We start from the raw sequence: 24,176 nt of genomic DNA on the forward strand, positions 1-24,176 counted from the left end.
GGGAGAAAACCGGGCTATTCCGCCAACTTCCGTTCGACACTGTACACCTTGTCCTCCATGGTCTGGTCGCGATCGACGCGGGTACCGAGCTTGATCGTTGTGGTGATGCGCGGCGCACCCATCTCATGGATCACCTCATGGCAACGCTTCACCGCCGCCATCACCGCATCCCACTCGCCCTCGATGTTGGTGCCGTAGGCGTGGAGCTGCGACTTCAACCCAGCCTCCTTGATCACGCGCTCGCAGGCGGCCACATAGGATGAGACCGAAACACCAACCCCCAGGGGAACTACGCAGAGATCGATCATTACTTTCATGGCAAGGGATTCCTTTGAAGTTCTGTACTGTCATAGAGAGACTACGGGTGTACTGGCCATGTCAGCTGTATCAAGAAACAAACTCCGCCAGCACGGGAGCATGGTCGGAGGGACGCTCCAGCGCACGCGGTCCCTTGTCGATGCGGCAAGCCGTCAGATCACGCTCCATCGCGGCGCTGGCAAGGATGTGATCGATACGCAGGCCGAGGTTGCGACGAAACCCGTTCATCCGATAATCCCACCAACTGAACTCGCCGGTTGCCGAAGAAAAACGGCGGAAGCTGTCGCAAAAACCCAAATCGATCAACCGCGCAAACGCCGCCCGTTCGGCATCACTGCACAATACCTTACCGCGCCAGGCTTCGGGATCGTGGACATCGCGATCCTCGGGGGCAATGTTGAAATCCCCCAACACCACCAGGCGCTCATGTCGCCTGAGTTCGTCTGCGAGCAAATCGGTGAGACGCTCCAGCCACTCCAATTTGTACGCGTATTTCTCCGAACCGACCTCGGAGCCGTTGGGAACGTAGACGTTCACCACCCGGATACCGTTGCAGGTGACCGCCAACAGGCGGCGCTGCGGATCATCGAAAGCGGGCAGGTCGGTTACCGCATCATGAAGCGCATGACGCGCCAGCACCGCCACCCCATTGTAGGTTTTTTGCCCGGAGAAAATGCATTGGTAGCCGACCGACTCAATGTCATTGGCAGGAAACTGCTCATCGGTAAGTTTGGTCTCCTGCAATGCCATCACATCGGGCTGTTCGGCGGCCAGCCAATCGAGTACATGCGACAGTCGTACGCGCAGCGAGTTGACGTTCCAGGTGGCAATTTTCATCTCAAAAACCTGTGGGAGCTGCGGTAACCGCGAATGGATTGAGTGCGGTCTCGCCCCAAAACGCAATAATGCCAGGGAAGAGGAGGAAGCCTCCGGCGCAAACAATACATTCTCGGTGAACTCCGTAGCTATGCGTCACGATTCGCGGCTTGCGCCGCCCCTACAGAATACCGGAATGGCGTAACAACGCATCGATCTGCGGCTCGCGGCCGCGAAACTCAACAAACAATTCCAGAGGATCGCGCGACCCGCCCTGCTCCAATACCGTGGCAAGAAACCGCCGACCGGTGGCGGCATCGAAAACCCCACGCTCCTCAAAGGCGGAGAACACGTCGCTGGAGAGCACCTCGGCCCATTTGTAACTGTAGTAACCCGCCGCATAGCCCCCCGCGAAGATGTGCGCAAAACTGTGCGGGAAGCGGTTGTAGGCGGGGGGCTGGATAACGGCAACCTGCCGGCGCACCGCATCGAGAAGCTCGTAGACCCGGCCGCCTTTTGCCGGATCGTATTCATAATGAAGTCGGAAATCGAAAATGGCGAACTCCAGCTGCCGCACCATCTGCATCCCCGACTGGAAGTTGCGCGCCGCTTTCATGCGCTTCAACAGATCGGGTGGCAACGGTTGCTCGGTCTGGTAGTGGCCCGAGATCATCGCCAGCGCATCCTCCTCCCAGCACCAGTTCTCCATCAATTGACTCGGCAGTTCCACCGCATCCCACGGCACACCGTTGATACCCCCGACCGGCGGGAAATCAATCTGCGTCAACAGGTGATGGAGCGCGTGACCGAACTCATGAAACAGCGTCAGCACCTCTTCGTGGGAGAACAGCGCAGGATGGTCTCCGCCTGGCTGGGAGAAGTTGCAGGTAACGTAGGCGACCGGGAGCTGATCACCGTCGGCATGGCGGAAACGACGCACGCACTCATCCATCCACGCCCCTCCGCGTTTTTTCGGCCGAGCATAGAGGTCGACGTAGACGCCGCCGCAGGGCCGGTCCTCGATATCGCGCACCTCGAAGTAACGCACGCTGTCGTGCCAGACATCGACGTCCTCGATGGCGACCAACCGAATCCCGTAGAGGCGCTCGATGACGGCAAACAGCCCCTGCACGACGCGCGGCTCCGGGAAATAGGGCTTGAGCTCTTCCTGGGAGATATCGAACTTGTGCTTGCGCAGCTTTTCCGCGTAGTAGGCGATGTCCCAGGCCGCCAGATCGGTCACCCTGTGTGTATCGCGCGCATAACGCACGATCTCGTCGAAATCGCGATGCGCCACGGGTAGCGAGCGCTCGGCGAGGTCGGTGAGAAACTCCAGTACCTGCTCGGGCGATGCGGCCATCTTGGTGGCCAGCGAGCGCTCGGCGTAGCTGCTGAAACCCAGCAGTTGAGCCAATTCGTGACGCAGCTGCAACAGTCGTTCCATCACCGGACCGTTGTCCCACCTGCCCGCATGCGGACCCTGATCGGAGGCGCGGGTGACATAGGCCTCGTACGTCGCCTCGCGCAACGGCCGGTGATCGGCGTGTGTTATCACTGCTATGTAGGAGGGGAACTCCAGAGTGAAGAGCCACCCCGGCTCGCCCGCGTGCTCGGCCCGCTCACGCGCCTGGGCAACGGCCGTGGCGGGGAGCCCGGCCAGCTCGGCCTCATTGGTGACCAGCCGACGCCAGGCGTTGGTGGCATCCAGCAGGTTTTCCTCGAAACGGGCCGCGCTGGCGGTCAGCTCCTGCATGATATTGCGGTAACGGGTACGGGGCTTCTCGGCCAATTCGATGCCGGACAGACGAAAATCGCGCAGTGCATTGTCGATCAGTTTGCGCTGGGCGGGATTGAGCGTCGCATACTCAGCCCCCTCGGCGAGGGCCCGATAGGCGTTATAAAGCCCCTCGTGCTGGCCCAGCTCCGAAGCGTAAAGGCTCAATTTGGGCAGGCAGTTGTTGTAGGCGGCGCGCCAGGCTTCGCTGTTGGCAACGCTGTTGAGGTGACTGACCGGCGACCAGACGCGCTCCAGGCGATCCTCCCAACGCAGCAGCGGCTCGATGAAATTGGTCCAGGTCGGACCCCGCAGCCCCTTCACCAGGGATGCGATGCGTTGACGATTTTCCTTCAGCAACAGGTCAATGGCAGGTTCGATGTGCTCGGGCTTGATCCGGGAGAAAGGGGGTAATCCCTCGAATTCGAGCAGCGGATTTTCCGGCATAACTGAGCTCTACGCAGGGTTATAGGGTCCCCAATCGTACCGCAACTGCCCACACCACGGCGCCTCCCCCACCGATAAATGTGACCAGGGCAGCAGCGGAAAGCCAGCGGAATCGCCGGGTCAGTCGCGCCTGCGAACGGGCCGAAAGCAGGAAGTGCTGGCCGCCCTTGGGTTTGGAGAGGGTATGAATCCCCGGTTGGACGGCGCGCTTGTGCTGGCGCATGCGCACCTCGTGGGTGGCGACGCGGCGCGCCTCTGTCCACTCCGCCATATCGATCTCACCGTCGCCGTTGCGATCGAAGGCCTTCATGGTTGCGGCATCGCGCTTCCATGAGGCCAGCAGCTCGCGCACCTCGGTGCTGGTATCGAAGGCCTCGCTCGCGCCGCCGACGGTGTTGAACCAGCCGAGCGCATAGAGAGGGTCACCGGGCAGCATGCGCTCCTCGGTATAGCGATAGTCCCCGTTCGCCAGCAACCAGGACCAGCGCCCGGTGTGCAGCGGTGTCCGGGTTGGTGAAGCGGTAGTGCCATACCAGACCAGCTTTTCGCCCGGAATCACGTCGGCACCCTCGGGATCAACGACGCAGATCCCGGTGGCATCGCGCAGCAGAAACAGTTCGTCGCTGAGGTACTTGTTCACCATCCGCCAGCGCTGCCGGCGGCCCGTGTGGACACGCTCTTCGACCCTGCAGCGATACCAGGTACAAGGCGTTCCCGTGAGCGGTGCCAGTATCGGCTCGCCCTTCATCAGCTCGCCAACCCCCTCCAGCTCGACGTAGCCCTGGGCGGCCGAGCGGATACGCGAGGTGGGGAGATCCTCGATCAATCGCGCCCGCGCCAGCCCGCGAAACGTGAAGACGAATGCCACCGCGGAGAGAGCCGCACCGGCGCCCGCCCACATCCAGAACTCGGCCGCCGAGGCGCTGACCAGCGTCTGCGCCCACTCGTCGGTCAAAGACATTGATCAAGAGTTGAACAACGTTCGAACGTCGACGTCCTGCTTCTCTTCGTCGCTGAACTCCAGCAGCGTTGCGGCCACGAACCTGAACCAGCGAGCGATAATCACATCCGGGAACTGCTCGATGCGCACGTTGTTGAGATTGACGCTCTCGTTGTAGAACTCGCGCCGGTCAGCGATGGCATTTTCCAGACCGGTGATGCGCGCCTGCAGATGCTGAAAACTCTCATTGGCCTTGAGATCGGGGTAGGCCTCGGCGACAGCAAAGAGATTACCCAGGCCCAACCGCAGCTGCGTCTCCGCCGGACCCAGCGCGGCGATGTCGCCCTGCTCGCGGGCAGCGGCTACGGCGCTGCGCGCCTTCATCACCTGCTCCAGGGTCTCCTGCTCGTAGCCCATGTACTGCTTGCAGGTCTCCACCAGCTTGGGCAGCTCGTCATGGCGCTGCTTGAGCAGCACGTCGATATTCGACCAGGCCTTGGATATGGCGTGTTTCAGGCGCACCAGGTTGTTGTAGATGACGATACCGTAGAGGACGACAGCGGCAACGATGCCGAGCAAGACAATGGTGCTGACTTCCATGAATTCCCCCCTTTATTTTCATTGATGGCTGCAACGCCGATGGGCGCGAACGGGTTCAGTATACTATCGCCACATTTCGTTGACGGAACTGCATCATGACCCAGCACTACGATCTGATTGCCATTGGCGCCGGTAGCGGCGGACTCTCCGCCGCCGAGCGCGCCGCCCAGTACGGCGCGCGCTGCGCGGTCATCGAAGCAGGTAAACTGGGCGGAACCTGCGTCAACGTGGGTTGTGTGCCCAAGAAGGTAATGTGGAATGCCGCCTCCCTGGCCGCGGCGCTGGAGGATGCGGCGGGCTACGGGTTTGACGTGGCGGTCAACGGTTTCGATTGGCGAAAGCTGGTTGCGGCCCGCGAACGTTACATCACCGGCATCAACACCTGGTGCAGCTCCTATCTGGCCGATTCCAACATCGAGCACATCCAGGGACTGGCGCGCTTCCTCGATGCCCGTACCCTGGAGGTCGGGGGCCAACGCTACAGCGCGGAGCATATCGTCATCGCGCCCGGGGGACGACCGCTTGTGCCGCAGATTGCGGGCGCGGAACTGGGCATCACCTCCGACGGCTTTTTCCAACTCACCGAACAGCCGCGACGCGTGGCCATGGTGGGCGCCGGGTATATCGCCGTGGAACTGGCCGGTTTGCTCAAGGCACTGGGCAGCGAGGTCAGCCTGCTGCTGCGCGGCGAACATCTGCTGAAGAGCTTCGACCCGATGCTGCGCGAGATGCTGATGGAGGAGATGCTCAACCACGGCGTGAACATCCTCCCGGGCATGAGCATCGAGCGGGTGGAGCGTACCGCCGATGGCAATCTGACCATCTTCTATCCCAACGGACAACAGCTGACCGGATTCGACACGCTGATCTGGGCTACCGGCCGCGAACCGCGCAGTGCAGAGCTCAACCTCGCCGCAGCCGGGGTCGAAACCGATTCCCAGGGATACATTCCCACCGACACATTTCAGAACACCAACATTTCCGGCATCTATGCCGTGGGCGATGTCACCGGCCGCGCGCAGCTCACTCCGGTGGCCATCGCGGCGGCGCGCCGGCTGGGCGACCGCCTGTTTGGCGGCAAATCCGACAGCAGACTCGATTACGACCAGATCTCCACCGTGGTCTTCAGCCATCCGCCCATCGGTACGGTAGGCCTGACCGAAGACGAGGCGCGCGACCAGCATGGCGGCGCGGTCAAATGCTACACCTCGCGCTTCACGCCCATGTACTACGCCATCGCCGGGCGCGAGACCCGCACCGCGATGAAACTGGTCTGTGTCGGCGCACAGGAGAAGGTGGTCGGTATCCATCTCATCGGTCAGGCAGCCGACGAAATGCTCCAGGGCTTTGCGGTGGCACTGCGCATGGGGGCCACCAAGGCGGATTTCGATCGCACCGTTGCCATTCATCCCACCAGCGCCGAGGAACTGGTAACGATGCGCTAAGGATTTTTCTCCCGCAAAGACGCAAAGTTCGCCAGGAGGTCTACAATCCTTTTCCATGTGTTCTTGGCGGCCCGGCGAGGATCTCCCATTTCAATAGTCACCACAGACTCGTAGGTATCGAAAACCATGTCGGTTCGTAATTTCAAAGACAAACAACCTCGACTCGCCCACGGCGTCTTCGTTCATGACCTGGCGCTAGTGGTGGGTGACGTCACCATCGGCGCCGACTCATCGCTGTGGCCAGGCGTCGTCGCTCGCGGCGATGTTCACCATATCCGCATCGGCGCACGTACCAATATCCAGGACGGCACCGTGCTCCACGTCACGCATGCCGAGGAAGAGGGCGAGGCGGGCTTTCCCCTGACCATCGGTGATGAGGTGACCGTGGGCCACCGCGCGGTGGTTCATGGCTGCACGGTGGGAAATCGGGTGCTGATCGGTATCGGGGCCATCATCCTCGACGGCGCGATCATCGAGGATGAAGTCGTTGTGGGGGCCGGCAGTGTCGTGGCGCCTGGGAAACGCCTCGAAAGCGGTTACCTCTATTTGGGGGCACCTGCGCGCCGGGCGCGGCCGTTATCGGAATCCGACCAGGCGGGTCTGCTGATGTCGGCGCAGCATTACGTCGATCTCAAAGAGCGTTATCGGGCCGAGGAGGGTGGTAACAGCTACTGAGACAGCAAGGCACGCAGCTTCCGGATCACCGGCGCGGTATCGGGGCGCACCCGGCGCCACAGGAAAAACGACTCCGCTGCCTGTTCAACCAGCATCCCCAATCCGTCCAGCGTCCGGCCGGCGCCCTGTGCCGACGCCCAGCGCAGAAACGGTGTGGGTTCGGCGCCGTACATCATGTCGTAGCACCAGGCACCGCGAGCCAGCACGCCTTCCGGCAGTGCGGGCATTTCGCCCTGCAGACTGGCCGCCGTCCCGTTGATGAGCAGGTCGTAGGTCTGGCCGCCAAGCGCTTCGAACGTGGAAGCCGCCAGGGGGACGGGACCGGCGAAGGTGTTCACCAGGGCCACTGCCTTGCTCACGGTGCGGTTGGCGATCGTCAGAGACGCAGGGTTCTGATCGAGCAGCGGCCCCAGCACTCCACGGACGGCCCCGCCGGCGCCCAGTATCAGGATCCGGTGTCCGGCCAAAGGACAGCCAGGATCGCGCAGCAGATCACGAATCAATCCGATTCCATCGGTATTGTCGCCGAAAAAGCGGCCATCTTCCTCGATAATGACGGTATTGACGGCTTCTGCACGTTGTGCCCGCTCACTGTGAGCCGTCGTGACCCGGTAGGCCTCCTCTTTGAACGGGACGGTGATGTTGAGTCCCCTGCCGCCGCTGGCCACAAATTCCCGGAGCGCAGCGTCGAATCCATCCCGCGGCACCAGCAGCTTGTCGTAACTCAGATCCTGCCCGGTCTGGGCGGCAAAAGCGGCGTGGATGACGGGTGATTTGGAGTGCTCGATGGGATTGCCCATCACCGCGTAACGGTCGGTCATTGGCCATGCTCTGAGGCAATTGTACGAACGTGGACGATCGGCATACGTGCCGATACCATGGGCGCCGCAGTATAGCACCGCCGTCGCCGCCCCTGATCAGGAACGTCAATGCCCTATTCGCGTGCACCCGAGATGGTCGCTGCCGTCGATCTCGGCTCCAACAGCTTCCACCTGGTGGTGGCTCGAGTCGCCGACGGGCGCGTGCAGATGATGGACCGGATTAGGGAGATGGTACGCCTCGGCGCGGGCCTGGATGCCTCGAAGCGCCTCACCGCAGAAGCCCAAAGCGCCGCCCTCGCCTGTCTGGAACGCTTTGGACAACGATTGCGCGACATGCCACAGGGTTCCGTGCGCGTGGTTGGCACCAACACGCTGCGCAGCGCGCGCAACGCGGAAGAGTTTCTGGCGCGTGCCGAACCTGTGCTGGGCCATCCCATCGATATCATCTCCGGGGTGGAGGAGGCGCGACTGATCTACCAGGGCGTGGCGCACACATCGGCCGACGACGGCCAGCGTCGACTGGTGGTGGACATCGGCGGCGGAAGCACCGAGTTCGCCATCGGACAGGGATATGAGGTCTTCGATACCGAGAGCCTGTATCTCGGTTGCGTGAGCATGAGTCAACGCTTCTTCTCCGACGGATCCATTTCATCAAGGGGACTACGCAACGCCGTCATTGCCGCACAGCTGGAAATAAGGCCCACGGTTCAGCGGTTGAGCCGGCAGGGCTGGAGCAAAATCATCGGCACTTCCGGTACCATCCTGGCGGTGGCCGAGGTACTGCGCGAGAAAGCCTGGTGCGAACAGGGCATTGAGCGCAACGGCTTGATGCTGCTGCGTGAACACCTGTTAAAAGCAGGCCATGTGGAGCGAATGGAGTTCGGGGCGCTGCCAGAAAAGCGCCGACCGGTCTTCCCCGGAGGCTTTGCCATCCTTCTCGCCGCCTTCGAGTGTCTGGGTATCGAATCGATGACCCACTCCGAGGGCGCGCTTCGCGAGGGGCTTATCTACGATCTGCTCGGCCGCATCGAGCACGAAGATATCCGTCAATACACCGTCGCGGCCATGGCCCGACGCTGTCACGTCGATGAAGCGCAGGCCGCTCGCGTCAAGCAGACCGCCCTGGCGCTGCTCAGCGAACTCGCCACTGGCTGGTCGCTGCACAACGAGGAGTTGAGCAATGCTCTGGGATGGGCGGCTCAGCTGCACGAGGTCGGCCTCAGCGTCGCGCACAGCCAATACCACAAGCACGGCGCCTATCTGCTTGAGCACTCCGATCTGCCCGGCTTTACCCGGCAGGAGCAACGTCTTATCGCCACTCTGGTCCGTGGGCATCGCAGGAAGTTTCCGACCGCCGCGTTCGCGGCACTGCCAGCCAGCGAGCGTTTGCCCGCGCAACAACTCTGCCTGATCCTGCGACTTGCGGTGCGCCTGCATCGTGCGCGGAGTGAGCGACCACTTCCAGAAATTCACGTCAGCGCCAAACGCAAAGTTATCGCGCTCACGTTTCCCAGCGGCTGGCTCGATGAGAATCCACTCACCCGGGAAGAACTCAAGGAGGAGGCCGCTTTTCTGAGAAACTCCGCCTGGCGATTGAAGATCGGTTGAAGCGTTGATACCGATAACGTACGCGGCCACTACCGCCATACACAACCCTGCGGCGGGTCGGTATACTAGCCGGCCCTGTAATCAGGCCATTTACCAGAGGTTTTCACTTGCCCACCCGCAAGACACCCGCCGACACCGGCACTCACTACGACCTGCAGACCTTTCAGGGGCTGATTCAAGCGCTTAACGCCTATTGGGCCCAACAGGGGTGCGTGCTGGTGCAACCCTTCGACATGGAGGTGGGCGCGGGTACCTTTCATCCGGCAACCTTTCTCCGTGCCATCGGGCCGGAACCCTGGAGTGCCGCCTATGTGCAACCCTCCCGACGCCCCACCGACGGGCGCTACGGTGAGAACCCCAATCGCCTGCAGCACTACTATCAGTATCAGGTGGTCATCAAGCCCTCACCTCTCGACATCCAGGATCTTTATCTCGATTCGCTGCGCATGCTCGGTATCGATCCTCTGATCCACGATATCCGCTTTGTCGAGGACAACTGGGAGTCGCCGACCCTGGGTGCCTGGGGTCTGGGCTGGGAGATCTGGCTCAACGGGATGGAGGTCACCCAGTTCACCTACTTCCAGCAGGTAGGGGGACTCGATTGCCGCCCGGTCACCGGCGAGATCACCTACGGGCTCGAGCGCATCGCCATGTACCTGCAGGGTGTGGAAAGCGTCTTCGATCTCATCTGGTCGGATGGCCCGCTGGGGCGGGTTACCTATCGCGACGTCTATCATCAGAACGAGGTCGAGATGTCGGCGTACAACTTCGAGCATGCCGATGTGCCCAGCCTGTTCGGCTGGTTCGACCGCTGCGAAACCGAGAGCAGGCGCCTGATCGACCTGGGTCTGCCTCTACCTGCCTATGAGATGGTGCTGAAGGCCTCTCACACCTTCAATATGCTCGATGCGCGGCGCGCGATCTCGGTCACCGAACGCCAACGCTTCATCTTGCGGGTGCGGACCATGGCCCGCGCCGTGGCCCAGGTCTATTACGAGGCGCGAGAGAAACTGGGCTTCCCCATGATCGCTACCGTCAAGGAGCGGGCCCATGGTTGATTGCGCGGATCTGCTGATCGAGATCGGCACCGAAGAGTTACCGCCCAAGGCGCTGCGACGCCTCAGCACCGCATTCACCCAGTCCGTGGTTGAAGGGCTGGCCAAAGCCGGGCTGTCTCACGGCACAGTGCAACCGTACGCCACCCCGCGGCGGCTGGCGATGGTTGTCAAAACGTTGCAAACCACCCAGGCAGACCGCCGGATCGAGCGTCGCGGACCAGCCCTGGCGGCCGCCTTCGATGAGGAGGGCAATCCTACCAGGGCGGCCCTTGGGTTTGCCGGCTCCTGTGGCGTAGCCGTCGAGGCGCTGGAAACGCTGGAAGGCGACACCGGTGCGTGGCTGGTCTTTCGCTCCCACGAGCCCGGTCGACCGGCGGCCGACCTGCTGCCCGCCATCGTCGAACAAGCCCTCGCCGCGCTCCCCATCCCCAAGCGCATGCGCTGGGGCAGCAATGAGGACGAGTTCGTACGCCCTGTTCACTGGGTGGTATTGCTCCTGGGCGAGACGGTGATTGATGCCAGGATACTGGGCCTCGCCACCGATCGCACCACGCGGGGTCATCGTTTTCATCATCCGCAGCCGCTCGTTGTGCACAATGCCGACGGCTATGCGGCTCTGCTGGAAAGTGAGGGCGGAGTGATGCCCGATTTCGCCGCCCGGCGCGCCGCCATCGAGGCTCAGGTTCGCGAGGCAGCCACGGCGCTGGGTGGACAAGCCCTGATGGACGATGATCTTCTCGATGAGGTGACGGCGCTGGTTGAATGGCCTACCGCGCTCGCCGGTCGTTTCGACCAGCGTTTTCTCGACCTGCCGGCTGAAGTGCTGGTCTGCACCATGAAGGGCAATCAGAAGTACTTTCCGGTGACTGCACCCGACGGCGCACTCAAGCCCCACTTCATAACCGTGAGCAACATTCGCAGTACGGCGCCAGCCCAGGTGATTGCGGGCAACGAACGGGTAATACGCCCACGCCTCGCGGATGCCGCCTTTTTTTGGGAACAGGATCGCAAGCGCACCCTGGAGGCGCGCGTCGATACATTGAAGACGGTCGTGTTTCAGGAGCGCCTCGGAACTCTGCACGACAAAGCGCTGCGGGTGGCTGAGCTTGCTGCACAAATCGCGCAGGTGTGCGATGGCGACCCCGCCCTGGCTCGACGCGCAGCATTGCTCGCCAAATGCGACCTGTTGACCGAGATGGTAGGCGAGTTCCCTGAACTCCAGGGAATCATGGGCCGCTACTACGCGCACGCCGATGGCGAACCCGCAGAACTGTGCGACGCCCTCGATGAACAGTACCTGCCTCGCTTCGCCGGTGACGTCCTGCCGTCGACCCCGACCGGACGGGCGCTCGCCATCGCCGATCGTATCGACACCCTGGTGGGGATATTCGGCATCGGACAGCTGCCTACCGGCGATAAGGATCCCTATGCGCTGCGCCGTGCCGCGTTAGGCGTACTGCGCATCATCATTGAAAACCAGATGGCACTGGATGTGCTGGATCTGGTGACCACGGCTACGCGACCTTTCGCCAAACTGTTCGACAGCGACCCGGTTGTAGAGAAGGTCTATGATTTCATGATGGAACGGCTGCGCGCCTATTACACCGAGTCGGCAATAGCGCCGGACGTCTTCGAATCAGTCCTGGCACGGCGACCGGAACAGCCCCACGATTTCGACTGTCGCCTGCGCGCGGTAGCTGCCTTTCGCCAGCTTCCCGAAGCCGCGAGTCTTGCGGCCGCCAACAAACGCATCCGCAACATCCTGCGCAAGACCGAGGAGCCGATACCCGAAAAGGTCGACGCAAACAAACTGCGCGTCCCCGAGGAACTCGCTCTATCCACGGCCTTGTCCAACATCCACAAAGAGGTTACTCCGTTGCTGGAACGCGGTGCCTACAGCGAAGCACTGACACGTATGGCCAGCCTCCGCGAACCCGTCGACCGTTTTTTCGATGAAGTCATGGTGATGGACGAAGACCAGGAGCTGCGCCGCAACCGGCTGGCCCTGTTGGCGACGCTGAGTGGGCTCTTTATGCGCATCGCAGATCTTTCACAACTGCAAGGGTAGACCGGACAAACTTTTTATGTCGCTTATCATTCTGGACCGCGACGGGGTCATCAACCGGGATTCCGACGAGTACATCAAATCGCCTGAGGAGTGGATACCCATCGATGGCAGTCTGGAAGCCATCGCACAGCTGAACCGCAATGGTTATCGCGTAGTAGTGGCAACCAATCAATCGGGTATCGACCGCGGGCTGTTCAGCATCGACACGTTGTTTGAGATACATAAAAAGATGTACCGGCTTCTGGCTGAAGTGGGGGGCACCCTGGATGGTGTCTTTTTCTGCCCCCATATGCCGAAGAAGGGGTGTGAGTGTCGCAAACCGAAACCTGGACTGTTGCACCAGATTGAAAAACGCCTGGGTGTCTCTCTGCTGGGGGTTCCAATGGTGGGCGACTCACTGCGGGATCTGGAAGCGGCGCGCGCCGTCGGTGCCAATCCTGTTCTGGTGCGTACCGGTAAGGGAGAACGGACCTTGGCGCAACACCGCGGCAGTCTGCAGCGGGTTCCCGTCGACGACTGCCTCTATACCTTTGTTGAACGGCTGGTCAGCAACCCCACTCCCAGCGTTTGACAATGCTCTACCTGCGTTCACTGCTCTTCTTCGTCGGCTCGACCCTGTCGATGATTCTTATTGCAACCAGCGGTCTCCTGACAGCGTTTGCGCCCTTCAGGATTCGCTACTACTACATGACCCGCTGGGGGGTGTTTGCGCTGTGGTGGCTGAGGGTGACCTGCGGTTTGAGTTACGTGGTGGAGGGTAAAGAGAATCTGCCCAAGGGGTCGGCCCTGATCTTTTGCAAGCACTCGAGCACTTGGGAAACCCTGGCGCTGCAACAGATTTTTCCCCCTCAGGTCTGGGTGCTCAAACGCGAACTCAAGTGGTTGCCGATCTTTGGTTGGGCACTTGCGCTGCTGCAACCCATTGCTATCAATCGCAAGGCCGGGCGACGCGCCATCGATCAGATCGTCGAACAGGGCGTCAAGCGGCTGAAGGCCGGGTTGTGGGTAGCGGTCTTTCCGGAAGGTACTCGCGTCGCACCTGGTAAGCACAAGAAGTGGGGAATCGGTGGTGCTGTGTTAGCGGCGGAATCAGGCCATCCGGTAGTACCAGTGGCCCATAACGCGGGTTACTACTGGGCCCGCCGCCAGTTTATCAAGCGGCCGGGGACGATTCGGATGGTGATCGGGCCAGCCATCACGACGCAAGGTTTAAGCGCGGCGGAAATCAACCATGCGGCAGAACAATGGGTCAACGCTCGCATGGCCGAATTCGACGCACAGCAAAAATAAACATTATTTAATACAATGAGTTAGACATCCAGGTTGGACGCCAGCAATGCATTGGACTCGATGAAGTGCCGGCGTGGCTCGACCTGATCTCCCATCAAGGTGGTAAATATCTCGTCGGTTGCAATCACATCCTCGATCTGCACCTTGAGCAGGCGCCTCGTTTCGATGCTCATGGTGGTCTCTGCAAGCTGATCGGGATTCATTTCACCCAGGCCTTTGTAGCGCTGAATATGCTGTCCGCGTTTGGCTTCCGCCAGCAACCATTCCAGGGCTTCGCGGAAAGTCGCTACCGGTGCCTTGCGCTCGCCACGCTGGACATAGGCGTCATCGCCCAGCAACCCTTCAAGCTTCTCCCCCAGATCCCGAAACCGTGTGTATTCCACGGAATGGAAAAAATCACCGGGAATGACTTGTTCCTGAAGAGCACCGTGCAGGCGCTGCAACACCAGTAGCCGATGGTTTTCACTATCCACTTCCTGTTCAAGACGAACGGTATAGCGCGTTCCGGCTGGCGCTGAGGCGTTAAGCAGGGTCTCCAATTCGCCTCCCCAAACCCCAAAACGACGGGCATCACGCAACATCGCCTCGTCCACGGTCGGCATCACGACCAATTTCTCCAATACCGTCGGGTCATAGCGCCGCGAGAGCCGCTCGATCAACCGGGTGACCGTACGCTGTGACCGGGAGATGTCTTCAAGGGCCGAGCCCTGGATGGGAGGCGCCTCCGCATTGACAAATAACTGAGCATTATCAATAGCTTGCGCTAAAAGGTACTCATCCAGTTCCCCATCGTCCTTGACGTATTGTTCCTGCTTGCCGCGCTTGACCTTATAGAGCGGCGGCTGTGCGATAAAGATGTGGCCGCGCTCGATCAGCTCTGGCATCTGACGGTAGAAGAAGGTAAGCAGCAAAGTTCTTATATGTGAACCGTCGACGTCCGCATCGGTCATGATGATGATGCGGTGGTAGCGCAGCTTGTCCGGATTGAACTCCTCACGACCGATACCGCAGCCCAGGGCCGTAATCAGGGTACCGACCTCGGCCGAGGAGAGCATCTTGTCAAACCGTGCCTTCTCGACATTGAGAATCTTGCCTTTCAGCGGGAGCACCGCCTGAAACTTCCGGTCCCGCGCCTGCTTGGCCGATCCACCAGCAGAGTCGCCCTCGACGAGAAAAAGCTCACAGAGAGAGGGATCCTTTTCCTGGCAATCCGCCAGTTTCCCCGGTAATCCGGCAATATCAAGCGCCCCTTTGCGGCGAGTCATCTCGCGGGCCTTGCGGGCCGCTTCGCGGGCGCGGGCGGCTTCGATCATCTTGCCGCAGATCTGCTTGGCGTCCGCGGGGCGCTCCAGCAGAAATTCGTTGAAGCGCTCGCTCATCACCGACTCCACCGCGGCCTTGACCTCCGAAGACACCAGCTTGTCCTTGGTCTGCGAGGAGAACTTGGGGTCGGGCACCTTGACAGAAAGAATCGCCGTCAAACCTTCGCGTGCGTCATCTCCCGTGGTTGCCACCTTCAGGTTCTTGGTGAGTCCGGTACTCTCGATGTACTGGTTGAGCGTGCGGGTCAGCGCCGAACGAAAGCCCGCCAGGTGTGTACCGCCGTCGCGCTGGGGGATATTGTTGGTGTAGCAGAAGATGGACTCCTGGTACGAGTCATTCCACTGCATGGCCACCTCGATAACGATGTGGTCACGCTCTGCCTGGAAATAGAACACATTGGGATGCAGCGGGGTCTTCTTGCGACTCAAGTGTTCGACAAAGGCCCGAATACCGCCCTGATACTCGAAAACATCCTCGCGATCGGAGCGTTCATCAACCAAGCGGATGCGCACCCCGGAGTTCAGAAATGACAGCTCTCGGAGCCGCTTAGCCAGGATGTCATAGTGGAATTCGATGTTGGTGAACACGGTAGAGGAAGGTTTGAATCGCACCTCGGTTCCCGTGTGTTCGGTATCACCAACCACCTTGAGCGGATATTCGGGGACCCCCATTCGGTAATCCTGTTGGTGAATATGTCCGTTGCGCCGAATCGTCAGGCGCAGTGTCTCGGAAAGGGCATTGACCACGGAAACCCCGACACCATGCAAACCGCCTGATACCTTATAGGCATTCTCATCAAATTTACCCCCGGCGTGCAGTACGGTCATGATGACCTCCGCCGCCGATCTGCCTTCTTCGGGATGGATATCCACCGGCACACCGCGCCCATTGTCGGTAACGGTGACCGACTCATCACTGTGGATGATGACATTGATTTCTGAGCAATGACCCGCCAGAGCCTCGTCTATCGCATTATCGACCACCTCGAACACCATATGGTGTAAACCGGTCCCGTCGTCGGTGTCTCCGATGTACATACCAGGGCGTTTACGCACAGCATCCAAGCCTTTGAGGACCTTGATATTGGATGAGTCATAGGTGTTCTGAGTCATAGTGATACCGGGGGTGGAAAAGAAGCGGGCATTATAGCACCCGCGTCACCTCACCGCGTTCCACGTGAAACAATGCGTCTTTGGGTGTTTGTGTGGATAGGCGTTCTTTCAAATCGGTGCCCGTCAGTAGTACCTGGGACTTGCTCTCCTGCAGAACACTCCAAATGCGTTTCAGGTGGTGGTCGTCGAGCTCTGCGCCAAAATCGTCGACCAGAAGTATGGGTTTACGATCGACGCGCTCGTTCAACAGACGTGCTTGAGCCAGGGTCAGGGCAAAAACGAGGGCCTTCTGCTGTCCACGCGAGATGCGTTGGACCGCTTTGTGATTTCCGATACTGAGCTCGAGATCGGCGCGGTGAGGACCCGCTCTGGTGTATCCCTGTTGGGCGTCACTGGTTCTTGACGTTACCAGCTGCATTGCCAGCTCGCCTTCCCGCCACCCCTTTAAGTAGCGGACACCGAGCTCTTCGAGGTTTAGCAACTCCCTCCCGAGGTCGTCGAGATGAGGGCTCAATGTTTCAACGTAGTGAGCACGGTAGCGGTCTATCTCCTCGGCGGCGGAGGACATCTCAAGTTCCCAGGGTTCCAAAACGGCGTCTTTGGCAGGTGCCTTCAAGGCGGCGTTGCGTTGTTTGAGTGCTCGCCGATACCGTTGCCAGGCTCCGAGGAAGCGTTGTTCCACGTGAAACACCCCCCAATCCAGGTATTGTCGTCGATACTGGGGACCTTGTTCTATAAGTCGATGGCTGTCAGGCGCTATCAATTGGACCGGAAGCTGTTCCAGCAATGTCCTGGTATTTCTCTGTGTTTCTCCCTTTATTCGTATAACGGCCTGGTGTCGATCGTGTTCAATGCCGACGGGTACGGTCTTACCTTGATCGAATACGCGGGCAAATACCCGTAGCGACTCTTCTCGCTCCGCAATGATCGCCGTCCATTGTGTTTCCCGAAAACTGCGGCCACGCGCCAGCACGTACAGTGCTTCGAGTACCGTGGTTTTGCCGCTCGCATTGGGTCCCGTGAAAAGGTTGGCTTGCGGAGCCAGGTCTACGGCGACGTTGTTAAGTATGCGCAGGTTTTGTATCGCAAGGTGGGTAACGATGGGCACGGTAACTGGTGGTGAGTAGCGCGCCGGCTTTATTCATCCAGCGCTCCCTGTGGGACTTAATGATCTACAATCGCATCGGCATGACAACGTATTTGCTGATCATGGCCTCTTCATGGGGCAGGATCAGACAGCTGCTATTGGGGTCTGAAAGCTCCATCTTTATCTTTTCGGTCACCACGGCATTCAGCGCGTCGAGTACATATCCCGCGTTGAAGCCGATCTCGATCGCCGCGCCCTCGTACTCCACTTCAATCTCCTCCTCCGCTTCTTCCTGCTCTGGATTGTGCGCTTGTGCCCGCAGGATTCCATCATCGATATTGAACCGTACTCCCCGGTACTTTTCGTTGGACAGTATCGATGTTCGCGTCAATGCATCGCGTAACAGGTCTCTATCGACAATGAGATGTTTGTTGCACTGTGCAGGTAATACCCTTTCATATTCCGGAAACCGTCCATCTATCAACTTCGAGGTCATGCTCACATCTCGTACTTTGACCCGCAAATGATTGGTACCGACTTCCAGCTTCACGACCCCGTCACTGTCCTCCAACAGACGCTGTAGTTCGACAACACCTTTGCGCGGTACAATGATCTGCTGCATCTCGCCGCCGCTCACCCTGGCCTCGCACTCATTGAGTGCCAGTCGATGGCCGTCCGTGGCAACCGCCCGGATTCTTCCATCGGCAAATTCCATCATCAATCCGTTGAGGTAATAGCGAACATCCTGCTGGGCCATGGCGAAGTGGGTACGCTCGATCAGCCTTTTCAGATTTCCCTCTGTGACTTCCACTGATTTCTGCACAGCCATATCTTCAAGCGACGGGTAATCGCTGACAGGTAACGTGGAAAGACGGAAGCGGCTGCGACCTGAATTCAACTTCACTTGATCCCCCTCGGTCTCCAGCGTGATCTCCGCGTTCTCCGGGAGCGTGCGGCAGATATCAAGCAATTTTCTTGCGGGCAGAGTCGCTTCCCCGTCTCCGCCATTTGCAAGTGCTGCACTGACTACCATCTCCACCTCCAGATCAGTGCCAACCAGGGTGATACTCCCGTTTCCAATCCTGAGCAATGCATTTGCAAGAATGGGCAAGGTCTGACGACGTTCGATAACGCTGTTGACGATCTGCAGGGGCCGGAGCAGCTCTTCTCGCTTGACCTTCAGTTTCATGAGTTCACTCTCTATCTTCTATTAACAGTATTTCTTTTTATGTAAAGTTCAGTGATAACAATAAGGGGCGTTCATATCTGTTGGTAAGCCGTTTTTTTACTTTATTTTCAATTAGTTATGTATAGAACAAATCATGTATTAAAGCTGTGTAGGTTGTTAAGTCGCTGTTGATATCTTGTGGATAAAAGGTCTTTCTGTTTTGCCTTCAGCTTTGTCCCCAGCTTATCCACATCAACCGCTCAGGGTTCTCAACAGGTTTGTATAGTCCTCGCTGATTCGCGCATCCGATTCGTTCAAGGCTTTTACTTTACGACATGCGTGTATCACCGTTGTATGATCGCGCCCCCCGAAGGCATCACCGATCTCGGGCAGACTGTGGCTCGTCAACTCTTTGGCAAGAGCCATGGCTACCTGGCGCGGTCGCGCAATGGAGCGGCTACGTTTCGCCGAAAGCAGGTCGCCCACACGTATTTTGTAATACTCAGCGACTGTCTTTTGTATGTTTTCGATGGTGATCAGTTTTTCTTGCAGTGCGAGCAGATCCCGAAGTGCCTCTTTTGCAAACTCGGGGGTGATGGGACGGCCCGTGAAGTGAGCATTGGCGCTGACACGGCGCAGCGCCCCTTCCAGTTCCCGTACATTTGAGCGAATCCGTTTGGCGATGAAAAACGCCACCTCATCCGGCAGCTCGATGCCCATCTGCTGCGCTTTGCTCATCAGTATTGCGACCCGGGTCTCCAGTTCCGGAGGTTCGATGGCAACGGTCAGCCCCCAACCAAAGCGGGATTTCAGCCGTTCCTCTAAACCGTTTACCTCTTTTGGATACCTGTCGCAGGTTAGGATAATCTGCTGCTGATTCTCGAGAAGGGTGTTGAAGGTATGAAAGAACTCCTCCTGAGAGCGCTCCTTTCCAGCGAAAAACTGAATATCGTCAATCATCAACGCATTGACCGACCTGTAGAACCGTTTGAATTCATCGATGGCGTTGTGCTGCAGAGCCTTGATCATGTCCGCGACAAAGCGCTCTGAATGGAGATAGACCACACGGGCCTCGGCATTCTGTTTGCGGATGACATTTCCGACCGCGTGCATCAGGTGGGTTTTGCCGAGCCCGGTGCCGCCGTAAATGAACAGCGGGTTGTAGGCACCACCGACATTGCCTGCTACCTGAAGACTGGCGGCATGCGCGATCTGGTTGGACTTGCCCTGAACAAAATTCTCGAAGGTGAAGCCTGCATTAAGATTGTTCTGGCGCAAAATGGGCGTGCGCGTACGCTTATTGCCGCCCTGTGATTCTTCGGTGTCGGTGCCCTCTTTCTGTGTTCGTCGGGTTCCAATTTCGAGGACCAGAGCCGGCGAGAGCTGCCCTGAAGTGCGTACTACCGCACTATGGATCATCTCCAGAAACTGACTTTGCACCTGATCCAGTACGAATTGATTGGGCGCCAGCAGTCGCAGGGTCTCAGCTTCCTCGACAGCTTGAAGGGGTCTGATCCAGGTGTTGAACTGCTGGGCACTCAACTGGTGCTCCAGGTGTTCCGTGCACCGTTTCCAGAGGGTTAGATCCACCCAAGCCGTCTCCCAAGTAAGCCGTCAAAACCCGCTAAAGGTACAACCCCTTTATTCTTGCGAATAACACGCTGCCTGGGGTTGAAAACTAGAAGGGGCAACCGCCGAGTCGATCCCCAACGACGGTTTCCTGCAAGCCATGAAATATACCCCGGGGCCTAGTTATCCACAACCCTCGTCGCCACCGTTTTCGGTTGACGTACTTCCTACCCCGAAGTACTATTTGGCCCCTTTTAGAAACCGGTTTTTTTAGCGGTTTCATTGATTTGGCGAAAGTGACATGAAGAGAACGTTTCAACCCAGCAATTTAAAGCGCAAGCGCGATCATGGGTTCCGCGCCCGCATGGCCACTAAGGGTGGACGACGCATCCTCAAGGCCCGCCGGGCCAAGGGTCGTGTCCGACTCAGCGCCTGAGGAAAATACTGATACTTTCTGCCGGCGGTTGGGTTTCCCACGCCGGATTAGGCTGCTCTCGGCACACGACTACCAACGGGTTTTTGCCCAGCCAGAGCGTTCCAGTGATACGGTGCTGAGCGTGTTGGCGCGGACCAACACTCTTGGATATGCGCGCTTGGGAATGGCAATTTCGCGCAAAGTGGCTCCCAAGGCCCACCAGCGGAATCGTATCAAGCGTGTGATCCGCGAGAGTTTCCGCCATCTGTCTTTGGAACTGACCGGTATCGATTTCGTGGTCATGGCCCGAACAGGCGTGATACACCGTACTAATAACGAGATTCGGGCATCTATCGAGCATCACTTGCAGCGACTGGTTCGGCTATGCGCCAACTCCTGATCTACCTCGTCAAGGCCTATCGCTATCTCCTGAGCCCGCTGCTGGGGAGTCATTGCCGCTTCTACCCCAGTTGTTCCAGCTATGCCCTTACCGCCCTGCAGGAACATGGTGCGGCACGCGGGTCCTGGTTGACGGTGCGCCGTATTTCGCGCTGCCATCCGTTTCATCCCGGGGGCATAGACCCAGTGCCGGAGAAGAAAGAGAAAGGTTAATAGATAGTGGACAACCAACGCATGCTGCTGTTTATCGCCTTGTCGGTGATTGTGCTGCTGATGTGGCAAACCTGGCAGCAGGACTATGGTCCGCAACCTGTTCCCGTCCAGCAGGCGCAGCCGCAAGGCGCCCCTGTCTCCGGCACCGCAAACACCGATGTGCCGCAAACAGCCAGCGTCCCTGCCAGCAGTGGACCACCGGTTGCGGGTTTGCCGGCACCAAGCAGTATGTTGGGTACCGGTGGACGGGTGAGGGTGGTCACCGATGTCCTCGATGTGCAGATCGATCTCAAAGGCGGGGATCTGCGTCAGGCGGAATTGTTGGGCTACCCGGTGAGTCCCGATAAACGCGATACGCCCTTCCGTCTAATGTCCGATGAAGGGGAGATCTTTGTCGCGCAGAGCGGCCTTCTGGCTACCGGCAATGAGGCCCCTGATCACCATGCGATGTTCACCACCACCCAGGCCGAGTACCGTCTGCCCGCCGGGCAGAACGAACTGCACGTTCCGCTGGTCTGGCGAGGATCCAGCGGCGTCGTTGTGGAGAAGATCTATACATTTCGCCGCAAGCAATTTGTTATCGGCTTCCAGCAACGGGTTCGCAACGGCTCCGACAGCGACTGGGTGGGCAGTCAGTACCGACAGCTGCAGCGCTCCCGGGCTTCACAGGGATCGTATTTGACGGGTTACACCTACACCGGATCGGTCTACTACAGTCCCGAGACCAAATACGAAAAAGTATCTTTCGACGAGATCGCCGAAAAGCCCTTGAGCGCCAGCTACGCGGGTGGCTGGGTCGCCATGATTCAGCACTACTTCCTGGGTGCCTGGATTCCCGAATCCGACAAACTCAACCAGTTCTACACCAAGGCGCTGCCGGGTGACCGCTATCTCATCGGTGTGGTTTCACCGAACATCTCCATACCCGCGGGGGGCGAGGGGTCGCTCAGCTCGCAGCTCTATGTGGGACCCAAGGATCAGAACGTGCTGCCCGACGTCGCACCGGGTCTGGAATTGAGCGTCGATTACGGGGTGCTCACCGTGATTGCACAACCGCTCTTCTGGCTGCTCAATTGGATCCACAAATTGGTTGGCAACTGGGGCTGGTCGATCATTCTGCTTACGCTGCTGATCAAGCTCGCCTTTTATAAGCTCTCCGAGACGAGTTATCGATCCATGGCCAATATGCGCAAGATGCAGCCGCGTATCCAGGCGCTGCGCGATCGCTACGGCGACGATAAACAACGCCTCAATCAGGCGATGATGGAGATCTATAAGAAGGAGAAGATCAATCCGCTGGGCGGTTGTTTGCCGATCCTGGTGCAGATCCCGGTCTTTATCTCGCTCTACTGGGTGCTTCTGGAAAGTGTCGAGTTGCGCCAGGCACCGTTCATGTTGTGGCTCAACGATCTTTCGGCCAAGGATCCCTATTACGTGCTGCCGGTCCTGATGGGCGCCAGCATGTTCATCCAGCAGAAACTCAATCCGACACCGCCCGATCCCATTCAGGCGAAGATCATGATGTCGCTGCCACTGGTCTTCACCGTCATGTTCCTCTGGTTCCCGCAGGGGCTGGTGCTCTACTGGCTGGTCAACAACATCCTCTCCATTTCCCAGCAGTGGTACATCACACGGCGCATCGAGAAGGCCGCGCACTGACCGGCACAGCCCGGCCCTCCATGACCTCGTCAACCGATACCATCGCCGCCGTGGCCACGCCGCCCGGCCGCGGTGGGGTCGGCATTGTTCGCGTCTCCGGACCAAAGGCCGACAAAATTGCCGAGGCACTGCTCGGAGCCTGTCCGCATCCGCGTCACGCGCATCTGGCAAGTTTTCGCGATGAGGAGGGCGCGCCGATCGATACCGGGATCGCGCTCTATTTCCCCGCTCCGCACTCCTTCACCGGTGAATCGGTGCTGGAACTCCACGGGCATGGCGGCCCCGTGGTCATGGATCGCCTGCTGCAGCGATCCCTATCGCTGGGCGCGCGCCTGGCGCGACCCGGCGAGTTCTCCGAGCGCGCCTTTCTCAACGGCAAACTCGATCTCGTTCAAGCCGAGGCGGTGGCCGATCTCATCGAGACCAACAGCGTCCAGGGCGCGCGCAGCGCCATGCGGTCGTTGCAAGGCGAATTCTCAACCTGTATCCGTGAGCTGGTGGATCGGCTGATCGAGCTGCGCATGTATGTTGAATCGGCCATCGATTTTCCCGAAGAGGAGATCGATTTCCTGGCCGATGCCTCCCTTGGGCTGCGAGTCCATGCCCTGGTGGGTGATCTGGCTGAACTTCAAACGCAGGCGCAGCAAGGCGCCTTGCTGCGCGACGGAATCACGGTAGTCATTGCCGGGCAGCCCAACGTCGGTAAGTCGCGCCTGCTCAACGCGCTGGCCGGACGCGAAACGGCGATAGTCACGGAACTGCCCGGCACGACGCGCGATGTATTGCGTGAACAGATTCTGATCGATGGCATGCCGGTGCACGTCATCGATACCGCGGGATTGCGCGAGGGCGAGGATGTCGTTGAGCGCGAGGGTGTGCGGCGTGCCTGGTTGGAGATCGAGCGTGCCGACCGGGTCCTGTTGGTGGTGGATGATCGTGCAGGTTACACGAGTGTCGAAGAACGGATTCTCGAGCGCCTTCCCGCCGGTCTCGCCTGCAGCGTCATTCGCAACAAGATCGATCTTTCCGGTGCATCACCCGGGGTTGACACGGGACCGCATGGCCCCGAGATCCGTCTCTCCGCCCTCACCGGCTGCGGCATCGACGAACTGCGCGGGCATTTGCGGCAGTTGGTGGGCTACACCGGCGGTGAAGGTACGTTCATGGCGCGTCGCCGCCATCTCGATGCCCTGCAGCGTGCAGAGTCAGCGGTAGCGGAAGGTGCGCGGTGTCTGGAGCAGCAGGCGGCGGGCGAACTGCTCGCCGAAGAGCTGCGCATTGCCCAGCAGACCCTCGGCGAGATTACGGGTGAGTTTACCAGTGACGATCTGCTCGGCAGGATCTTTTCCAGTTTCTGCATTGGCAAATAGA

22 protein-coding genes are annotated in these 24,176 nt (G+C 59.4%); 12 read left to right on the plus strand and 10 right to left on the minus strand.

Annotated features, from left to right (window positions below; genetic code table 11):
- Positions 1–14: 14 nt before the first annotated feature.
- The 5 genes from DWQ09_08240 to DWQ09_08260 form a co-directional block, all read right to left on the minus strand.
- Entirely contained in the window at positions 15–317 is a 303-nt protein-coding gene (locus tag DWQ09_08240; protein KAA3628121.1) for a thiamine-binding protein, read from the minus strand.
- 70 nt (positions 318–387) lie between these two features.
- Complete coding sequence (xth, locus tag DWQ09_08245) at positions 388–1,155, minus strand: exodeoxyribonuclease III (GenBank protein ID KAA3628122.1); 768 nt, start codon at positions 1,153–1,155, stop codon at positions 388–390.
- 160 nt (positions 1,156–1,315) lie between these two features.
- A complete protein-coding gene (locus tag DWQ09_08250; protein ID KAA3628123.1) occupies positions 1,316–3,355 on the minus strand; it encodes an oligopeptidase A in 2,040 nt (679 codons plus the stop codon).
- 19 nt (positions 3,356–3,374) lie between these two features.
- Positions 3,375–4,316 carry a hypothetical protein gene (locus tag DWQ09_08255; protein ID KAA3628124.1) on the minus strand — a complete coding sequence of 314 codons (942 nt, stop codon included), beginning with the start codon at positions 4,314–4,316 and terminating at the stop codon, positions 3,375–3,377.
- 3 nt (positions 4,317–4,319) lie between these two features.
- The gene (locus DWQ09_08260; GenBank protein ID KAA3628125.1) at positions 4,320–4,895 is read right to left on the minus strand and encodes a LemA family protein; all 576 of its coding nucleotides are present in this window, start codon (positions 4,893–4,895) and stop codon (positions 4,320–4,322) included.
- A 95-nt stretch (positions 4,896–4,990) separates the two neighbouring features.
- Here DWQ09_08260 and DWQ09_08265 point away from each other — a divergent pair, with 95 nt between their 5' ends.
- Complete coding sequence (locus DWQ09_08265; protein ID KAA3628126.1) at positions 4,991–6,340, plus strand: glutathione-disulfide reductase; 1,350 nt, start codon at positions 4,991–4,993, stop codon at positions 6,338–6,340.
- Between the two features lie 126 nt (positions 6,341–6,466).
- Positions 6,467–7,015 carry a gamma carbonic anhydrase family protein gene (locus tag DWQ09_08270; protein KAA3628127.1) on the plus strand — a complete coding sequence of 183 codons (549 nt, stop codon included), beginning with the start codon at positions 6,467–6,469 and terminating at the stop codon, positions 7,013–7,015.
- On the opposite strand, the gene DWQ09_08275 is transcribed toward DWQ09_08270, so the two are convergent.
- Complete coding sequence (locus tag DWQ09_08275) at positions 7,009–7,836, minus strand: shikimate dehydrogenase (GenBank protein ID KAA3628128.1); 828 nt, start codon at positions 7,834–7,836, stop codon at positions 7,009–7,011. The genes DWQ09_08270 and DWQ09_08275 overlap by 7 nt on opposite strands.
- 108 nt (positions 7,837–7,944) lie before the next feature.
- Here DWQ09_08275 and ppx point away from each other — a divergent pair, with 108 nt between their 5' ends.
- The 5 genes from ppx to DWQ09_08300 all read left to right on the plus strand — a co-directional run bounded on the left by ppx (position 7,945) and on the right by DWQ09_08300 (position 13,860).
- Positions 7,945–9,444 carry an exopolyphosphatase gene (ppx, locus tag DWQ09_08280; GenBank protein ID KAA3628129.1) on the plus strand — a complete coding sequence of 500 codons (1,500 nt, stop codon included), beginning with the start codon at positions 7,945–7,947 and terminating at the stop codon, positions 9,442–9,444.
- 107 nt (positions 9,445–9,551) lie between these two features.
- Positions 9,552–10,502 carry a glycine--tRNA ligase subunit alpha gene (gene glyQ / locus DWQ09_08285; protein ID KAA3628130.1) on the plus strand — a complete coding sequence of 317 codons (951 nt, stop codon included), beginning with the start codon at positions 9,552–9,554 and terminating at the stop codon, positions 10,500–10,502.
- Complete coding sequence (locus DWQ09_08290; GenBank protein KAA3628131.1) at positions 10,495–12,570, plus strand: glycine--tRNA ligase subunit beta; 2,076 nt, start codon at positions 10,495–10,497, stop codon at positions 12,568–12,570. Before glyQ ends, DWQ09_08290 begins: the two co-directional genes overlap by 8 nt.
- 16 nt (positions 12,571–12,586) lie before the next feature.
- Positions 12,587–13,141, plus strand: coding sequence for a D-glycero-beta-D-manno-heptose 1,7-bisphosphate 7-phosphatase (locus DWQ09_08295; GenBank protein KAA3628132.1), 555 nt, complete (start codon positions 12,587–12,589; stop codon positions 13,139–13,141).
- A 2-nt stretch (positions 13,142–13,143) separates the two neighbouring features.
- Complete coding sequence (locus DWQ09_08300) at positions 13,144–13,860, plus strand: 1-acyl-sn-glycerol-3-phosphate acyltransferase (protein ID KAA3628133.1); 717 nt, start codon at positions 13,144–13,146, stop codon at positions 13,858–13,860.
- Positions 13,861–13,880: 20 nt separating this feature from the next.
- Here the strand turns inward: DWQ09_08300 and gyrB are convergent, their stop codons facing one another.
- The 4 genes from gyrB to DWQ09_08320 form a co-directional block, all read right to left on the minus strand.
- On the minus strand, positions 13,881–16,295 hold the full coding sequence (gene gyrB / locus DWQ09_08305; protein ID KAA3628134.1) for a DNA topoisomerase (ATP-hydrolyzing) subunit B: 2,415 nt from the start codon (positions 16,293–16,295) through the stop codon (positions 13,881–13,883).
- Positions 16,296–16,326: 31 nt separating this feature from the next.
- Entirely contained in the window at positions 16,327–17,436 is a 1,110-nt protein-coding gene (locus DWQ09_08310) for a DNA replication/repair protein RecF (GenBank protein ID KAA3628135.1), read from the minus strand.
- A 31-nt stretch (positions 17,437–17,467) separates the two neighbouring features.
- Positions 17,468–18,571, minus strand: a complete 1,104-nt coding sequence (locus tag DWQ09_08315) for a DNA polymerase III subunit beta (GenBank protein ID KAA3628136.1) — start codon at positions 18,569–18,571, stop codon at positions 17,468–17,470.
- Between the two features lie 231 nt (positions 18,572–18,802).
- Positions 18,803–20,140: a chromosomal replication initiator protein DnaA gene (locus DWQ09_08320; GenBank protein ID KAA3628137.1), complete on the minus strand. Its 1,338-nt coding sequence runs from the start codon at positions 20,138–20,140 to the stop codon at positions 18,803–18,805.
- Between the two features lie 280 nt (positions 20,141–20,420).
- Between DWQ09_08320 and DWQ09_08325 the strand changes: the two genes are divergently transcribed.
- From DWQ09_08325 to DWQ09_08345, 5 genes are read left to right on the plus strand one after another with little or no spacing between them, the layout of a single operon-like run.
- Positions 20,421–20,555, plus strand: a complete 135-nt coding sequence (locus DWQ09_08325; GenBank protein KAA3628138.1) for a 50S ribosomal protein L34 — start codon at positions 20,421–20,423, stop codon at positions 20,553–20,555.
- Entirely contained in the window at positions 20,467–20,934 is a 468-nt protein-coding gene (gene rnpA / locus DWQ09_08330) for a ribonuclease P protein component (protein KAA3628139.1), read from the plus strand. The genes DWQ09_08325 and rnpA overlap by 89 nt, the downstream gene beginning before the upstream one ends.
- Entirely contained in the window at positions 20,919–21,146 is a 228-nt protein-coding gene (locus DWQ09_08335) for a membrane protein insertion efficiency factor YidD (protein KAA3628140.1), read from the plus strand. Before rnpA ends, DWQ09_08335 begins: the two co-directional genes overlap by 16 nt.
- Before the next feature lie 6 nt (positions 21,147–21,152).
- Positions 21,153–22,805 (plus strand): membrane protein insertase YidC, encoded by a 1,653-nt coding sequence (locus DWQ09_08340; protein ID KAA3628141.1) that lies wholly within the window; start codon positions 21,153–21,155, stop codon positions 22,803–22,805.
- A 20-nt stretch (positions 22,806–22,825) separates the two neighbouring features.
- Entirely contained in the window at positions 22,826–24,175 is a 1,350-nt protein-coding gene (locus DWQ09_08345) for a tRNA uridine-5-carboxymethylaminomethyl(34) synthesis GTPase MnmE (GenBank protein ID KAA3628142.1), read from the plus strand.
- Position 24,176 lies beyond the last annotated feature (1 nt).

The sequence above is a fragment of the Pseudomonadota bacterium genome, from assembly GCA_008501635.1.
GTDB lineage: Bacteria > Pseudomonadota > Gammaproteobacteria > QQUJ01 > QQUJ01 > QQUJ01.

Bases quoted from the DNA above. Each gene is read 5' to 3' on its own strand.
- DWQ09_08240 (KAA3628121.1), bottom strand. From the start codon at position 317: ATGAAAGTAATGATCGATCTCTGCGTAGTTCCCCTGGGGGTTGGTGTT.
- xth (KAA3628122.1), bottom strand. From the start codon at position 1,155: ATGAAAATTGCCACCTGGAACGTCAACTCGCTGCGCGTACGACTGTCG.
- DWQ09_08250 (KAA3628123.1), bottom strand. From the start codon at position 3,355: ATGCCGGAAAATCCGCTGCTCGAATTCGAGGGATTACCCCCTTTCTCC.
- DWQ09_08255 (KAA3628124.1), bottom strand. From the start codon at position 4,316: ATGTCTTTGACCGACGAGTGGGCGCAGACGCTGGTCAGCGCCTCGGCG.
- DWQ09_08260 (KAA3628125.1), bottom strand. From the start codon at position 4,895: ATGGAAGTCAGCACCATTGTCTTGCTCGGCATCGTTGCCGCTGTCGTC.
- DWQ09_08265 (KAA3628126.1), top strand. From the start codon at position 4,991: ATGACCCAGCACTACGATCTGATTGCCATTGGCGCCGGTAGCGGCGGA.
- DWQ09_08270 (KAA3628127.1), top strand. From the start codon at position 6,467: ATGTCGGTTCGTAATTTCAAAGACAAACAACCTCGACTCGCCCACGGC.
- DWQ09_08275 (KAA3628128.1), bottom strand. From the start codon at position 7,836: ATGACCGACCGTTACGCGGTGATGGGCAATCCCATCGAGCACTCCAAA.
- ppx (KAA3628129.1), top strand. From the start codon at position 7,945: ATGCCCTATTCGCGTGCACCCGAGATGGTCGCTGCCGTCGATCTCGGC.
- DWQ09_08290 (KAA3628131.1), top strand. From the start codon at position 10,495: ATGGTTGATTGCGCGGATCTGCTGATCGAGATCGGCACCGAAGAGTTA.
- DWQ09_08295 (KAA3628132.1), top strand. From the start codon at position 12,587: ATGTCGCTTATCATTCTGGACCGCGACGGGGTCATCAACCGGGATTCC.
- DWQ09_08300 (KAA3628133.1), top strand. From the start codon at position 13,144: ATGCTCTACCTGCGTTCACTGCTCTTCTTCGTCGGCTCGACCCTGTCG.
- gyrB (KAA3628134.1), bottom strand. From the start codon at position 16,295: ATGACTCAGAACACCTATGACTCATCCAATATCAAGGTCCTCAAAGGC.
- DWQ09_08315 (KAA3628136.1), bottom strand. From the start codon at position 18,571: ATGAAACTGAAGGTCAAGCGAGAAGAGCTGCTCCGGCCCCTGCAGATC.
- DWQ09_08325 (KAA3628138.1), top strand. From the start codon at position 20,421: ATGAAGAGAACGTTTCAACCCAGCAATTTAAAGCGCAAGCGCGATCAT.
- rnpA (KAA3628139.1), top strand. From the start codon at position 20,467: ATGGGTTCCGCGCCCGCATGGCCACTAAGGGTGGACGACGCATCCTCA.
- DWQ09_08335 (KAA3628140.1), top strand. From the start codon at position 20,919: ATGCGCCAACTCCTGATCTACCTCGTCAAGGCCTATCGCTATCTCCTG.
- DWQ09_08345 (KAA3628142.1), top strand. From the start codon at position 22,826: ATGACCTCGTCAACCGATACCATCGCCGCCGTGGCCACGCCGCCCGGC.